10 protein-coding genes are annotated in these 14,082 nt (G+C 71.0%); 5 read left to right on the top strand and 5 right to left on the bottom strand.

The window, feature by feature from the left end:
- The first annotated feature begins 133 nt into the window (after window positions 1-133).
- Window positions 134-2,056 (top strand): transglycosylase domain-containing protein, encoded by a 1,923-nt coding sequence (locus IE248_RS35360; RefSeq protein ID WP_229895760.1) that lies wholly within the window; start codon window positions 134-136, stop codon window positions 2,054-2,056.
- Between the two features lie 95 nt (window positions 2,057-2,151).
- On the opposite strand, the gene IE248_RS35355 is transcribed toward IE248_RS35360, so the two are convergent.
- The 4 genes from IE248_RS35355 to IE248_RS35340 all read right to left on the bottom strand — a co-directional run bounded on the left by IE248_RS35355 (window position 2,152) and on the right by IE248_RS35340 (window position 6,109).
- Entirely contained in the window at window positions 2,152-2,628 is a 477-nt protein-coding gene (locus IE248_RS35355) for an AbfB domain-containing protein (protein ID WP_190032908.1), read from the bottom strand.
- A gap of 290 nt (window positions 2,629-2,918) precedes the next feature.
- A complete protein-coding gene (locus IE248_RS35350) occupies window positions 2,919-4,070 on the bottom strand; it encodes a DUF4132 domain-containing protein (RefSeq protein WP_190032907.1) in 1,152 nt (383 codons plus the stop codon).
- 58 nt (window positions 4,071-4,128) lie between these two features.
- The gene (locus tag IE248_RS35345; RefSeq protein ID WP_190032906.1) at window positions 4,129-4,629 is read right to left on the bottom strand and encodes a hypothetical protein; all 501 of its coding nucleotides are present in this window, start codon (window positions 4,627-4,629) and stop codon (window positions 4,129-4,131) included.
- Window positions 4,630-4,771: 142 nt separating this feature from the next.
- Window positions 4,772-6,109, bottom strand: a complete 1,338-nt coding sequence (locus IE248_RS35340; RefSeq protein ID WP_190032905.1) for a YhgE/Pip family protein — start codon at window positions 6,107-6,109, stop codon at window positions 4,772-4,774.
- A 136-nt stretch (window positions 6,110-6,245) separates the two neighbouring features.
- On the opposite strand from IE248_RS35340, the gene IE248_RS35335 reads away from it, so the two are divergent.
- The 4 genes from IE248_RS35335 to IE248_RS35320 all read left to right on the top strand — a co-directional run bounded on the left by IE248_RS35335 (window position 6,246) and on the right by IE248_RS35320 (window position 11,560).
- Window positions 6,246-6,917 carry a MerR family transcriptional regulator gene (locus IE248_RS35335; protein ID WP_190032904.1) on the top strand — a complete coding sequence of 224 codons (672 nt, stop codon included), beginning with the start codon at window positions 6,246-6,248 and terminating at the stop codon, window positions 6,915-6,917.
- A gap of 324 nt (window positions 6,918-7,241) precedes the next feature.
- Window positions 7,242-8,108 (top strand): AraC family transcriptional regulator, encoded by an 867-nt coding sequence (locus IE248_RS35330; protein ID WP_008735288.1) that lies wholly within the window; start codon window positions 7,242-7,244, stop codon window positions 8,106-8,108.
- 96 nt (window positions 8,109-8,204) lie between these two features.
- Entirely contained in the window at window positions 8,205-9,221 is a 1,017-nt protein-coding gene (locus IE248_RS35325; RefSeq protein ID WP_190032903.1) for a trypsin-like serine peptidase, read from the top strand.
- Window positions 9,218-11,560 carry a trypsin-like peptidase domain-containing protein gene (locus IE248_RS35320; protein ID WP_190032902.1) on the top strand — a complete coding sequence of 781 codons (2,343 nt, stop codon included), beginning with the start codon at window positions 9,218-9,220 and terminating at the stop codon, window positions 11,558-11,560. The genes IE248_RS35325 and IE248_RS35320 overlap by 4 nt, the downstream gene beginning before the upstream one ends.
- Before the next feature lie 11 nt (window positions 11,561-11,571).
- On the opposite strand, the gene IE248_RS35315 is transcribed toward IE248_RS35320, so the two are convergent.
- Entirely contained in the window at window positions 11,572-14,019 is a 2,448-nt protein-coding gene (locus IE248_RS35315) for an NACHT domain-containing protein (RefSeq protein WP_190032901.1), read from the bottom strand.
- Window positions 14,020-14,082 lie beyond the last annotated feature (63 nt).

Raw genomic sequence — 14,082 nt, 5'->3', positions numbered from 1 at the left:
ATCGAGGAGGTCCGCATCCTCTATGAGGCTGCCCCGCAAACGCCGTGCGGACCGCACCGGCAATACGGACGACACCTGTGGCCCGGAGCAACGGGAAGGAGGCGAGCGCAGACGGCGCGCTACAGGCCGAGCAATGAGCCGCAAGAGAGCCGGCAGGAGAGTCGACAGGAAGGCGCGTCGCCGCCTCATCGACTTTCCCCGGCGCGGCCGGCGGGGCTGGCGGCGCTGGACGCCCTCCTGGAAGCTGATCTCCGGCCTGTTCCTGCTCTTCGCCGGCTCCCTCGCCGGCCTCTTCACCGCCGTCTACATGCGGGTTGAGATCCCGAATCCGCACGACTCCGCGAGCCGGCAGGCGACCGTCTACTACTGGGCGGACGGCAGCCGGATGGTGAGCGTCGGCGATGTGAACCGGCAGGACGTGGCGCTCTCCCAGGTGCCCGACTCCGTCCAGCGAGCGGTCGTCGCGGCGGAGAACGCCGACTTCTACAGCGACTCGGGCGTCTCGGTGACGGGCATCGGCCGCGCCGCCGTGAACATCGTCAAGGGCAAGGAGACCCAGGGCGGCTCGACGATCACTCAGCAGTACGTGAAGAACACCTACCTGAGCCAGGACCAGACCGTCGAGCGCAAGATCAAGGAACTCTTCCTCTCCCTGAAGGTCAGCAGGCAGCAGCCCAAGACGGAGATTCTTGAGGGCTACCTCAACACCTCGTGGTTCGGCCGTGACGCGTACGGCGTCCAGGCGGCCTCGTACGCGTACTACGGCATCCCCGCCAAGGAGCTGAACCCCAGTCAGGGCGCCCTGCTGGCGGCCGTGCTCAAAGGCGCGGAGAGCTTCGACCCGTCCCTCAGCGCCGACAACCACCAACGCGCGGAGGACCGCTGGAGCTGGATTCTCGACCGCCAGGTCGACACGGGCTCGATGAGCGCCGAGGAACGCGCGAAGTACACGAAGTTCCCCGAGCCGAAGCCTCCCGTCAAGCCGACCAGCCAGGCCGGGCAGACCGGCTACCTCGTCGACATCGCCAACAAGTACCTCAAGAGCCGCAGCGGGATCACGGACAAGGATCTGGCCGGTGGGGGCTACAGCGTCCACACCACCTTCGAGAAGGACAAGGTGCTCGCGCTGTCCAAGGCCGTCGAGAAGGTACGCGCGGAGCGGCTCGACCCGGAAAAGCGCACGGAGGACCAATACGTTGAAGTCGGCGCTGCCTCGATACGCCCCAAGGACGGAGCGATCGTCGCGGTCTACGGCGGCTCAGACGCGATCGAGCACTTCGCCAACAACGCGGACACCTCCGGCGTGCCTGCGGCCTCGGCGTTCAAACCCTTCGTCTACGCCGCCGCTCTGGAGGAGGAGCTCGAAGGCAAGGAACGCTTCGCCGAGGACTCTGACCCCGACCCCCGGAAGCCCAAGGCGACAAAGCCCCCGATGGCGCCCATGGACCTCCAGTCGGCTCTGGTGAATTCCGACCACACGCCCTTCGTGGAAACCGGCAAGAAGATCGGGCTGAAGAAGGTCAAGGATCTCGCGGTCGCGTCGGGACTGCGCGAGGAGAGCATGGCCAAGCTGGAGCCGACGTTCTCCATCGGCACCTCCACCCCCAGCGCCGTCCGGCTGGCCAGCGCCTATACGGCCTTCGTCAACGAGGGCCGGGCCACCGAACCGTACTCGGTGGCCAAGCTCGAACGGAACGGCGTCGCGGTAAGTGGCTTCGGCCCGGCCAAACCGCGGCGGGCAATGAGCGCGGAGGCGGCATCGACCGTCGGCGCGGCGCTGAGCCAGGTGAGCTGGGGCGCCGTTGGACCACCGAAGGGCCAGACGACCTACTCTCCGTACCGGGCAGGCAAGACCGGGCCGAACGACCGTATGAACTCGGCCTGGTACATCGGCGTGACGCAGGAACTGAGCACCTCGGTCGCGATGTTCCGTACGAAGCCCGACGTCCCGCCACTGCTGCCCATGCAGGGTGTGGGCGGCCCCGATTCCGAGCGGGGCAGCGCCTTCCCGCCGCTGATCTGGAAGGCCTACAACGAGGTGGCGACCCGCCCGTAACGGTCTTGAGGCGCGGCGCGTTTCCCGCGCGCCGGCCCGGGGCGCGATCGCGATCGCGCCCCGGGCCCCGGGCCGGACGGGACACCGGACATCTGCTAGAAATCGGCCGGGTGGAGCGGCTGGTCAATCCTGAAGCATGCGGACTGAAGCTCGTCGGGGGTCACCACCGGCTCGGCGAAGAGTTCGAAGTTCCTGTGCCGGATGAGTCGATCCGGAAACTTCACGGAGCGGAACGAGGCCTGGTTCGGGTCGATTTCCGCCTGTTCTAGGACGTAGGTCGACTCTTCGATCACCTGGGCCTTGACCTGGGGATCCGTGATGCCGGTGAAGAATTTGCTGTGTATCCGGAAGTTGTCGAACGTCGCGATGAGCAGACAGAACCCCGGCGGGGCAACTGCCCGTACCAGCATTCCCCTTTCGCCAAAGTTCAGGCTGGGGCCGGTCCACTGGAACGTGGCGTTACGACGGTCCTCTTCGGTTTCGATCTTGGCGATGTCGGCAAGCCCGCCGTGATCGATGATGAAGAAGTCAGGAAGATTGTTCGAAAAGAGTGAAAGCTTGAGCACGGCCACAGCGTCCCTCCTTCCGTGTTGTGCCCACTTGTTGAGCGGTGGAGTAGTGGACTACTCGCTTCGGCATCAACCACGCCGACTGTTGGGGACGGGCGCGAGAGCCGCGAAGGCTGTCGCTCTCCAGCGTCCATGCGGGTGGGAGCACTACTTCCAGCATGCGCCGCCCTGGGCCTGAACGCCAGCGTTGCACACCGTGCCAGAGGCGTGGCTGATCCCCTTGTCCCGAACCGGCGTCGCGTTCCCGTGGCGGCCAAACCCAGCCGTCGTCGCCTGGGGTACGAGCAGGCGCGTCACCCCTCGCCAGAGCCGGGCGCGGCGTCGACACCAGCTCGCAGCCGCACCTCCGTCCCGGCCGGCATGCTGCCTGCCGGCACGGCGCCGCCCGGATCAAGCATCCGGTAGCCGGGGTCGCCCGGTATCCGGTACTCCCAAGCCACCTCGCGCGTCACCACACCCGTGACCGCATGGTCTCGGTAGAACCGCACCCAATCCGCCCACAGCCAGGTCCGCGCCTCGCCGGCCAGCGCGCCCAGCCGCCGTCGCTCCTCCGCGACGGCCTTGCCGATGTCCTGTGCGTAGCGCCGGACCAGGTCCACGCTGTCGGCCCGCATCGGCGTCTTGTACCCGGTCGGGGAACGGAACGGGGCCACCGTGCGGGTGAGGTGTTTCCCGTCGGACCAGTCGACGGTGACCTGCCCGGTGGCGTGCAGGGTGATAACCGCGTCCACCGAGGCGTTCCACCACAGCACCCCGCTCCCGATCCAGCCGACGGTCAGCGTCCCGTCCCGCTCCAGCCCGTGCCGCGGCACGGTGCGCTCGGCCTGTTCGTGCGCGGGGACATCACGCCGCGCCGCGGCCTTCTTCACGGCCTTCACCAGCGCCGTCCGCGAGTGCACGGCTCGGGTGACGTCGTAGTGCAGGGCCCACAGTTCCTCCATCACGTCCGGGCCGGGCAGATCACCGAGCGCGTTGAAGGCGGCGCCCGCGATGTTGTCGTCCACACGGTGGTACGTGGGCATGGCCTGAGCGTTCTTGCGGGCAACGGCTGCGAGGTCGGCGCTGAGCCCGTCCGCGTCCCGGCGGAGCCAGCCGGCGGCGAGGAGGAAGCCGATCGCGAGACTGCGTGCCCGGGACACAGGCCTCGTCCCGAGTTCACGGATCGCCCGCTCGGGGTCGTCGACGTCGTGGAACGAGCCGCCCCGAGCCAGCTCCCGCACCGCGTACCGCACCAGCTCGTCGGCGCCGCCCGCCTCGAGCAGCGCCTGCGCCCGGCGCTTCCAGGCGGTGTCGACCTTGTACCGCCAGGTCCAGAACCCGTCGGACGCCCCCAGGTGCGCGACCAGCTCGCCCAACTCGGGCGTCAGCGCGGTGAACCGCTCGCGCGTACGAGTACTCCAGCCGTTGCCGGGATCGAACAGGTCTGCCGCCACAAGATCACTCATACCGTGATCCTGCCAAACGCCACTGACACCAGCCGCCGGCCGCTGTACCGCTTCTGGGTCAGCTCGCTCGTACGGAGGCCCAGAGGCTGACGCTCCACACGTCCCCGTGCCCCACCTGGTAGTCCCTTTCCTCCTCTTCGTCCACGACGATTACGGAGACGCAGGACTTCTCCGCCCGGTACTCCAGGAAGCCGCCCTGGTCGCTGACGGTGAACTCCGGGACCTGAGGGGTCTTGGAGAGAGCCTCCCGTACCTCGACCCACGCGGTGTACGGGTCGAACTCGACGCCCGTGCCCGCGGCCCACCGGGCCGCCAGTTCGGGGGCGTTCGCGAGACGGTGCAGCTCGATCGAGCCGCCGGACATCACCCACTCCTCCCCCGGGTTGAAGTAGAACTCGACGAACCCGTAGTCGCGGCGCAGCGAGACGCCGCCCCCGCCGACGACATCCACGCAGCGGTGCGGCAGGGCCCGGTCGACCTCGGCGAGGGTGGAGCCGATGCCGATGCCGTGCAGGCGCCCGGTCGTGATGAAGGAGGTGAGGAATTCGACGCCGGTCACGGCCAGTTCTCCAGTCTGTCGATCAGGACCCGCATCTCCGCGGCCTGCTGGACTCTTTTGTCCCCATAGCAACAGCCAGCCCCCTGTGGGGACCCGATCGGGTCCCCACAGGGGGCTCACTGCCGTAGGCCGGTCGGCCGGGTCAGGCCGTGGTGGGCTCTGCCGCCTCGGAGGTCTCGGCGAGGGCCGGGGCCCCGGTTCCGGCGTCAGGGTGGGGAATGCGGTGCAGTCCCCTGCGGTCGTAGACGCGGGTGACGGCGAAGCCGAAGACCAGCGCGGCGACGAAGGCGACGCCCATCGAGGCCCATGCCCGGGCCAGGCCCGCGTCGGCCTGGGCGCCGTAGTAGAGCAGGGAGCGCAGCCCCTCGGTGAGCTGGCGCAGCGGCTCGAACTCGGCGAGGGCGCGGAAGAACCCGGGCAGTGCCTGCACGGGAACGGTGGCTCCGGAGGAGGGGACGGCCATGGCGACGAAGACGATCGTGGCCAGCAGCATGCCGGGGGTGCCGAAGGCGGCGAAGAGGGCCAGGCTGCCGATGCCGACGACGGCGATGGTGGCGACCGAGTAGAGCCACAGCAGGCCGAGGTGGGAGGCGTCCATGTCGAGGATGCCGACCGTGGCGACCTCGACCAGGGTGCCCATGACCAGGGACAGGCCGAGCATGAGCGCCATGCCGATGGCCAGGGTGCGGACGCGGCTGGTGTGCTGGACGGGCTCGCGCTTGCGGATGGGGCCGTAGTCGGTGTGCAGGTAGCCGAGCGCGGTGTCGACCTGGGAGTTGACCACGTTGGCGCCGAGCATGCCGCAGACGACCAGGACCAGCGCGTAGTAGAAGGCGCTCAGGCCCATGGCACTGCGGGAGCCGAGGGGGTGACCGTCGGCGACGTTCACGGTGACCGGGTCGGCCAGCTTGAGCTGGGCGGCCGTCGGCAGCGGGGTCTTCTGGGCGCCGGCCTGCTTGAGGAGTTCCTGCCCGAGCTGGGCGGAGGCGGCGTGGGCGGCCTTCTGGGCGGCCTGGGAGGACATGGAAGAGCCGATGCTGCCGGCTGCCTGGTTGGTCAGCACGGTCAGGGTCGGCGGGGTGGCCTTGCCCTGCGCCGCGGGCTGCGGGGCGGTGAGCCCGGTCACCGTGGCGGAGAAGTCCTTGGGTATGACGAGGGCACCGAAGACCTTGCCGCGGCCGAGGCGCTTGTCGGCCTCCTCGCGGCTGACGAGCTGCCAGTCGATGCTCTTGTCGCCCTTGGCCGCCTTCTGGATGCCCGAAACGATCTGCTCGCCCAGGTTGACGTGGCGGCCGCCCGCGTCGGCGCCGCTGTCGGCGTTGACCAGGGCCACGGGCAGGTCGCGCAGGTTGCCCTTGGGGTTGACGTTGCCCCCGACATAGAGCAGGGCGAACAGGATCGACACCACTGCGGCGATGAGGCCCGTTGCGATCCACAACCGGGGTCGGCGGAGCACGGAGGGGGGCGTGGGTTGAGGCATCGATTCTCCGGGGCGGCTGGGTTGTCCAGTACTGGATACTTGAGGTATCCAGTACTGGATAGTGGCAGTATCTTGTTGAGGTGTCCAATCGCCGATGCCTGATGCGAGTCGGACGCGAGACCAGCAGGGAAGCCGTATGAAGATCTCGGAGCTCAGCCGGCGGACCGGCGTGCCGGTCGCCAGCATCAAGTACTTCCTGCGGCAGGAGCTGCTCCCCGCAGGACGGGCGACCGCCGCGACCCTTGCCGAGTACGGGGACGAGCACGTGCAGCGGCTGCGGCTGATCAAGGCGCTGACCGCGCTCGGCGGGCTGTCCATCGCCGCCACCCGCAACGTGCTGGCGGCCATCGACCAGGCCGACAGCTCGGAGGGCGCCCTGGGAGCGGTCAGCTACGCCCTCCCGGTGCCGATGGCGGCCCAGAGCGCCGCGGGCGACGAGGAGGAAGCCGAGGCCGACGCGACCGCCGGGGCCGAGGTGGCGGAGCTGCTCGCGGCCCTGAACTGGCAGGCGCCGGGCACGTCACCGCACGTGCAGGGGCTGACGTCGGCGCTGAAGGAACTGCGGAGGCTGGACGCGCGCTACGCCCCGGGCGAGCTCGCCGCGTACGCGAGGCTGGCCGAGTCGGTGGCCCGGCTGGACCTGGAGCGTGCCGCCGGCGTCGACGACCCGGTGGCGCTGGCCGAGCGGGCGGTCATCGTCTTCGCGATCTGCGCGCCGGTGTTCGAGCTGCTGCGGCGTCTCGCCCAGGAGGACCAGGTCCGGCGCCGGGCAGCGGGCGACGGCGCCGAGGCCGCGTCGCCCCGGTAGCGCCCGCGGGGAGGACAGCGGGGACCGGGGCCGGGCACCGCACGGCCCGCCTGCCCGGCGGTAGGGGCCGGCTTCCGCGGTCCTTCCCGCAGGGTGTTCCTCCAGGCGGCAACGCGCGGTCCGTCCCAGTCGCTCGACACGAGGGTGGGAGACGGCGGCGTGCAGGTGTGCGGGGCGTCCACAGGACCGCGGCGGCATTGCGTACCAGGCTGAGCGCGCCGAGCCGGCCCCCGCCCAGGGACCCGACCGAACCGGGCACCGGATGTCGGGTACGGCACCCTGGACCCTCCGTAGCGTGGCGCTCGTAAGGGAAGGAGATCGGGGATGCTGGAGGGTCTGAACCAGGCCATGGAGCACATCGAGGCGCACCTCGATCAGCCGCTGGACGTGGCCGACCTCGCGCGCATCGCGATGACGTCCGAGTACCACCTGCGTCGGCTGTTCTCGGCGCTGGCGGGGCTGCCGCTGTCGGAGTACGTCCGGCGCAGGCGGCTGACCGTCGCGGGCGCCGAAGTCCTGGCCGGTGAGCGGACCCTGCTGGACATCGCGACCCGCTATGGCTACGGATCGGGCGAGGCCTTCGCCCGCGCGTTCCGCGTCGTGCACGGCGTCGGGCCGGGTGAGGCGCGGCGGAGCGGCGCCGTGCTCAGCTCCCAGCCCCGGATGTCCTTCCGACTCGTCGTCGAAGGGAGCAGCAGCATGCGGTACCGCATCACGGACAAAGAGGAGTTCCGGGTGGCCGGGAAAAAGGCCCGTGTCCCCCTCGTGCATGAGGGGCCCAACCCGGCCATCGCGGCTTTCATCCGGAGCATCGGCCCGGAGACGCTGCGGCGCGTACAGGCACTGTCCGACCAGGAGCCCGCAGGGATCGTCGCGGTGAGCGACCAGCTCGACCCGAGCCGGGCGGAGGGTACCGAACTCGACTACTACCACGCTGCGGTGACGGGGGCCGAGGTCCCGCCGGACCTGGATGTCCTCACCGTCCCGGCGGGGAGCTGGGCCGTCTTCGAGAGCTCGGGGCCGTTCCCGCAGACGCTCCAGTTCCTGTGGCGGGACGTGTTCACGCAGTGGTTCCCGTCGAACCCGTACCTGAGCAGGCCCGGACCGGAGATCCTGCGGGTAGGCCTGTCACCGGACGGCGCGTCGGCGGACGCCGAGCTGTGGATCCCGGTGGAGCGCGCTGCCGGGTGAGGGTGGCACCAAGCCGAATCTCACATGCCGCTGATTGCCCTGCCTGCCGGCCGGTAGCGTGTCGGTCCCAGCAGCACCGCATCGACGGGGGCAGGCATGGAGTACACGCAGATCTTCGCCGACGGCGAGGTGAGGGAGGAGTTCCTCGACCGCTTCGAGGAGATCAGGAACGCGGTCGCGGCGTCGGGGGGTCTGGAGAGCGTCGGGGCCCTGGAAGGCCTGCTGGACGTCGACCGGGCCGCCGACGGCGTCAAGGCGATGGCCGAGGGGACCTGGCAGGGCGATGAGAGCGGCTTGGAGGCCATCGTCAGGCAGTTCGGCAGGCCCGTCTACCTGGTGCGGCGCAACACCTTCGCCACCGCGGCCGACGCCCCCGACAACGACGCCGAGAGCCTCGTGGTCGCCGCCAGGGTGAAGGCCGCTCGTCGACTCCTTGAGGGCGTCATTCCCAGCGTGGGACGGGTCGATCTGCGCAACCACGACCTGGAGTGGGTGGGAACCGCGTGGGTGGTGGCCGAAGGTCTCGCCGTCACCAACCGCCACGTGGCACAGAACTTCGCGACGAGGGGTCGCGGCGGCTTCAGGTTCCGCGCGAACCCCCTGGCCCAGGTGCACGCCTACATCGACTGGCGCCATGAGCACGGCAGGACGCAGGAATCACGGTTCAAGGTGACGGAGGTGGTATGGATCGAGCCAGACTCCTCTCCCTGTGATGCCGCGTTGCTCAGGCTCGCCCCGACCAGTGAGAGCGGTGAGTCCCTGCCGCCGCCGATCGAGCTGGCGAAGGGCAAGGAGGGTCTCACCGTGGGCCGTTGGGTGGGGGTGATCGGCTACCCCTACATCGGGCAGCACGACGACCCGGAGGACCGCAAGCGCATCTTCAACAACATCTTCGAGTGCAAGCGGCTCGCTCCGGGGCAGGTCATCTCCTTCGACGGCAACCAGTGGATCCATCACGACGCGACGACACTCGGCGGCAACTCCGGTTCCGTCGTCGTGGACCTGGACACCGGCCGGGCGCTCGGCCTCCATTTCCAGGGCCTGGCGGGGAAACGCAACTACGCCGTACCCGCCGCGGACGTAGCCCGTCTCGTCCGGCAGCGCGCCTCGTGACGACGCAGGCTCCGGATCCGGGTTCCGCGCTTCAGGCGGTCACCAGCGCCCGCGCCGGAATGCACTCGACCCAGGACGTCAGGGCGAGGGTCGCCGAGGCCGAGTCGCGGGTCGCCCGTCTGGAGCGCGGCGGCAGCCAGGTGGCCACCGGTTTCCTGGTCGGGCCGGCCCTGCTGCTCACCGCAGGTCACGCCGTCCGGTTGGCACTCGGCGCGTCCGGTGTCGGACCGGTGGCCGGGATGGTGGCCGTGTTCCCCTCCCACCACGACCCGGGGCATGCCGCCGCGCAGGACGCCGTACGGATTCCCCTCACCGAGCTCCTCGACTCCAGCCCACCCTCCCCGGACGACCCGGTGCCTCGCGGCATGCAGACCGCCGAGGACGGCCTGGACTTCGCCCTCGTCCGCCTCGCCGGCCACCCGCCCGCTCTGGTGGAGCCGAACGGCCTCCTGCGTCCCAGGGGTTACTACAAGCCGTTCGAGGAGGACTACGCCTTCGGCAGCGGGCCGCTGAGCCTCTTCCACTACCCCCTGCGGCTCCTGCTGGACTACAGCAAGACCGAGAAGGTCCTGCGCTCCGGCGAGAGCCGTGTCCGCTACCGGGGCGCGAACACCTTGGACGGCTCGTCGGGCGGCCCCCTCGTCACCGAGGACGGCTCTGTGGTGGCGATGCACCACGGCCATCGCGACGGCATGAACCAGGGCATCCCCACCTCTCTCATCGTCTCCCGAATCCTGGCGGGACCCCACACCGAGCTGATGCGCGACGCCCTTGCCCGCCCGCTCCCGCCCGCCCGGACTCGGGAGGGTTCGGGGGTGACGCGGCGGAGCGGGGACGCCGAGACGCCGGGCGACGGCGCACGGGCCATCGGAGCGGCCATGAGCGCCCTGCTCGGCTCCCGTCCCCCTGGTGCCACGGTGCTGGGCCCGGACGGTCAGCCCTTCAGGGTGACCAACGCCCGGCAGGTGGCCGAATGCTTCCGGACCGCCGACCCCCGAGCGGTCCCCGGCATCGACCCGGTCGTCGAGGCCGCCCGCGCGATGGACGCGGCATCCGGGGACGGAGCCCTGACCGCGGCGGTCCTCGCCGCAGCCCTGATCGGGGAGGCGGCCGACCAGCGCTCCGGGGGTAGCGGATCCCGAGAGCTGCTCCGGGAATCCGGCGAGGCGCTGGACCTCGCTCGCGCCGCCCTGGCCGATCTGGCGGCTCCGTGTTCCCGTCCGGACGCGGTCGCCCGCGGTGCGACGGCCGACCCGGAGGTGGCCGAAGCGGTCTCGGCCGCGGCACTGCTCGCGGGCCCGTACGGCGTCCTGATCTGCGAACGCGGCGCGACCCGGGCCATCGAGGGGCCGACCGTATGCCAAGGCCTTCGCGTGCCCGCCGGGCACGCCTTCCCGTACGCCGCCGACGCCCCCGGAACCGACGCCTGGACCCGCCGGATCCGGCTCGTGGAGCCTTACGTGCTGCTGCTCGACTCGGTGACGGGCGACGGCGAGGCCTTCCGCAGACTGCGCGGCCGTCTCGGCGCGGAGGGCAGCCCCCTCCTGGTCCTCACCACCGCGGACGACTGCGATCCACGGGGCGGCCTGCTGCGGGCCCTGTGCGATCCGGCGGACGGACCGGTGCCGACGGTGGTACGTGTCCCCGCCGGGTGGCAAGGGCACCAGCGGCTGCGGTCCTTGGCCCTGCTGACCGGCGCCACGGCGCTGACGGAGAGCTCCGGTGTGCTCCCGGGCACCGCCTGGTTCGACGTCCTGGGCCGCGTCGGCCTGGCGGTCGTCTCCGCGTCGGAGACGGTACTGGTGGGCGGCGATCACGATCCGCGCATGCTGGACCGGTGGATCGCCTCCGCCGGCGCGCTGTTGGAGCTGGCGGACTCTGACGACGAACGATCGGCGTTGGAGGAACAGGTCGCCTGGTTGACCTCCCGCGCCGTGTACCTGACCGTCGGCGCGGAAACGGAAGCGGCGATCGCCGCCCGCACCGAGTCAGCCGAACGGGCCGCGCACACGGCGCAGGCCGCGTTGCGGTCCGGCACCGTGCCCGGCGGCGGTCTCGCACTGCTCCGTGCCCGGGCCGCCCTCTCGGACGGCGCCGGGGGTCCCGGGACCCATGTGGTGCGCACGGCGCTGGCCGCGCCGTTCCGCGCGCTGGCGTCGACGGCGGGACTGACTCCGGACGACGTCGAGCGGTGGTGTGCCGCCGGCGATCCGGACGCGCTCGACCGTGGGCCGTCGACCAACCTGTTCGCGGAACTGCCCGAGGATGCCGCCGAGATCGTGCTGCTCGCGCTCGACACGGCGAAGGCCGCGCTGACCGGCTTCCTCACAGGCTCCTGACGCCCAGACGGCTAAAACCGCGTACTCGTGTCGGCGGGTGACCCGCTCAGGTACTCCTGCACGTCTTTGTGGCGGAACTGGTAGACGCCGCCCACCTGCCGCAACGCCGACACCTTGTGGGCGTGTTCCAGGAACCCCATGAGGTCGTGCGGAAGATCGCCGCGGAGCCACAGCCAGGATCGCGCCACGACGTACCGCGGCCAGGGCCGGACGGCGATGGGCCCCCACAGGGCCAGGACGATGAGGAGCACGCTGGCCTCGGCGACCTGCCCGCGGCCGGTCGAGGAGTTCGCCATGATCCAGGCCATGGCGAGCCCGGCCAGCCCGGCAATCATCAGGGTCCACCCGGCGACCAGCCTCCGGTCGCCGCGCAGCAGGACCCGCGGGGACGTGGAGTCGTCCGCCGGCGCGGGTGTCTGAAGCCAGCGCAGGAAACCTGACAGCATCCCCAGGACCATGCCGACAAGGGCGAACAGGAGGGCGGCGGCCAGCGCGTAGCTGGGCCGGTCCATCTGCTCGGCGTCGGCCCAGGGAACGCTGCGCTGGGCCCACCAGATGAGAAGCCCCAGGGCCGCCCCGGCGGCGAACCCCACGCCCGCTCCGCCTGCGACGCGACGCAGGAAGCCGGTGCCGCGGCGGAACCAGCGCGGTCCCCGTACCGGGCCGCCCGCACCGAGGAGACCGGCGGGAATGCCGAACAGCAGGCCGCCCAAGATCCCGATGAGCAGCCCGACGGCGGGGCCGTTCGGGAGCGCACCGAGAAATCCCATGATTCCCCCCATGGGCAGCCCGACAGCGAGAGCGGTCGACGTCCGGCCGAGGCGCGGGTCCCCCGCGCGGCTGCCCGACGGTGCCTCCGTCTCCGGGTTCTCCCGGAGCGGTCGACGCGCCGCGGACCTCCGGAGCAGGAACTCGTCCAGCCACGAGGCCACTCGGTCCGGCCCCCACCACGACACGAGCATCCCGGTGCCCAGTGCCGCCGAACCCAGCTGCAACGCCGCCAACGCGCCTTGCCCCCCGTCGACCGCGGATGCCGTGGTGATGCCGCCGGCCACGGCCGCGAGCAGTCCCAGCAGGCCGCCGTAGAGGCCGTGGTGCAGCGCACCGCTCAGCTCCCACCAGGCGAGGTCGGTTCGGTCGATGCGCTCCAGGTGGCGGGCCAGGAAGGACAGGTGGCGCCGCGCGTCAGGCCAGTCGTCCGGGTTCAGACGGTGGTCGAAGAGGACGCGCACCGCGTTCTCCAGGATCGCGGCCCGGACCGCGTCGGGGGCGGCACGCGCCAGACGCTGGAACGGCGTCTGGTCGCTGGCGTCCGCGTAGCCGTACAGATCGGCGAAGAGGCTTGCCGTCAGGGGCGAAGTCAGTGCCGCGCCGAGGGCCGCGAGCAGTTGGGGGGTCACCTCGTGTGCCGGGCCGCCGCGGGCTGCCACCGCTTCCGCCTGAACCATCCACCGCTGGACCAGCCATGAGTCCTCGGACCGACCGCCGGCCGGTGCCAGCGAGGACCAACTCGGCGGGGACATCGGCGCACCACGCCTGCGTGCCGCGGCCACCTCGTCTTCCAGCGCTCCCCAGCCGTGTTCGAGGCGGCCGAACAGATCCGCCCATTCCTTGTGGCTGGGGCCGCCTTCTCCGAGACTGTCACGCAGGTACTGCATCACGTGCGGGAAGGCCAGCTCGCGTGCCTCGGTGACCGAGGCGCCGTGCAGCACCGGTCCCAGGGCCAGGGCCCGCTCGTACTCCTCCGTGCGGCATGCGAGGATCACCGGTCGTGCGGTGGCGAACTCCCTGCGGATGCGGTCCAGCACCCTGACAACGCGCTGCTTGGGGATTTCGTCGAGCCCGTCGAGACAAGGCAGTACGTCGCCCCGGTGGAGAAGGTCCCTCGCGGAAGCCGCCGACCCCACCTCGGGGTACTCGGCCGCCAGCCGCCCGGCCAGCCAGTCCAGCAGCCCGTGGCGCCTTGGATCGTAGGAACTGAGGGAGAACAGGACGGGCACGGGAGGCGGGGTGCCTGCGCCCTGTGCCCGAGGATCCCGTTCGGCCAGGTCGATCTCGCGTGTCCGGCACAGTTCGAGCAGGAACAGCAGGAGCAGGGTCGACTTGCCCGAACCGGCCGGGCCGATGATCACAAGCCGCTGTGGCACGAGCGCGGTGAAGGACTCGACGAGCCCGGACATGTCCGCGGTGGTGCCGGTGAGGCCGCGCGTGCGGCCGTCGGTCAGCCCCGGTGGCGCGGGCGCCCACTGCGTGTGGAGCAGCCTCGGTCGCAGGAGGTTCGGGGTGAGGCCGCGCTTGTCGGCCTCCTCGGACCAGCCGCGCCGCACGGACGCCTGGAGCCGGTCCAGGGCCTGCGCCCGCTGGGGCCCGGCGAGCAGATCGTCCTTACCCGGGCGCAGTCTGCGTAGAAGCAGCACGCAGCCGACGGCGACAACCGGCAGGACGATCCAAACTTCCATGTCTGCCGGCGCCTCCCGCTCCACCCCTGCGGCCTGGTCCGCACGAGCGCGTCCCGCACCCTA

Origin of the sequence: Streptomyces goshikiensis (assembly GCF_014650555.1) — a bacterium.
Taxonomy (GTDB): domain Bacteria; phylum Actinomycetota; class Actinomycetes; order Streptomycetales; family Streptomycetaceae; genus Streptomyces; species Streptomyces goshikiensis.
This window is presented reverse-complemented; position numbering and strand designations above follow the sequence as displayed.

What these genes read in the sequence shown, in the direction of transcription:
- IE248_RS35340 (WP_190032905.1), bottom strand. Translation starts at nt 6,109, where the DNA reads ATGCCTCAACCCACGCCCCCCTCCGTGCTCCGCCGACCCCGGTTGTGG.
- IE248_RS35335 (WP_190032904.1), top strand. Translation starts at nt 6,246, where the DNA reads ATGAAGATCTCGGAGCTCAGCCGGCGGACCGGCGTGCCGGTCGCCAGC.
- IE248_RS35315 (WP_190032901.1), bottom strand. Translation starts at nt 14,019, where the DNA reads ATGGAAGTTTGGATCGTCCTGCCGGTTGTCGCCGTCGGCTGCGTGCTG.
- IE248_RS35350 (WP_190032907.1), bottom strand. Translation starts at nt 4,070, where the DNA reads ATGAGTGATCTTGTGGCGGCAGACCTGTTCGATCCCGGCAACGGCTGG.
- IE248_RS35330 (WP_008735288.1), top strand. Translation starts at nt 7,242, where the DNA reads ATGCTGGAGGGTCTGAACCAGGCCATGGAGCACATCGAGGCGCACCTC.
- IE248_RS35325 (WP_190032903.1), top strand. Translation starts at nt 8,205, where the DNA reads ATGGAGTACACGCAGATCTTCGCCGACGGCGAGGTGAGGGAGGAGTTC.
- IE248_RS35360 (WP_229895760.1), top strand. Translation starts at nt 134, where the DNA reads ATGAGCCGCAAGAGAGCCGGCAGGAGAGTCGACAGGAAGGCGCGTCGC.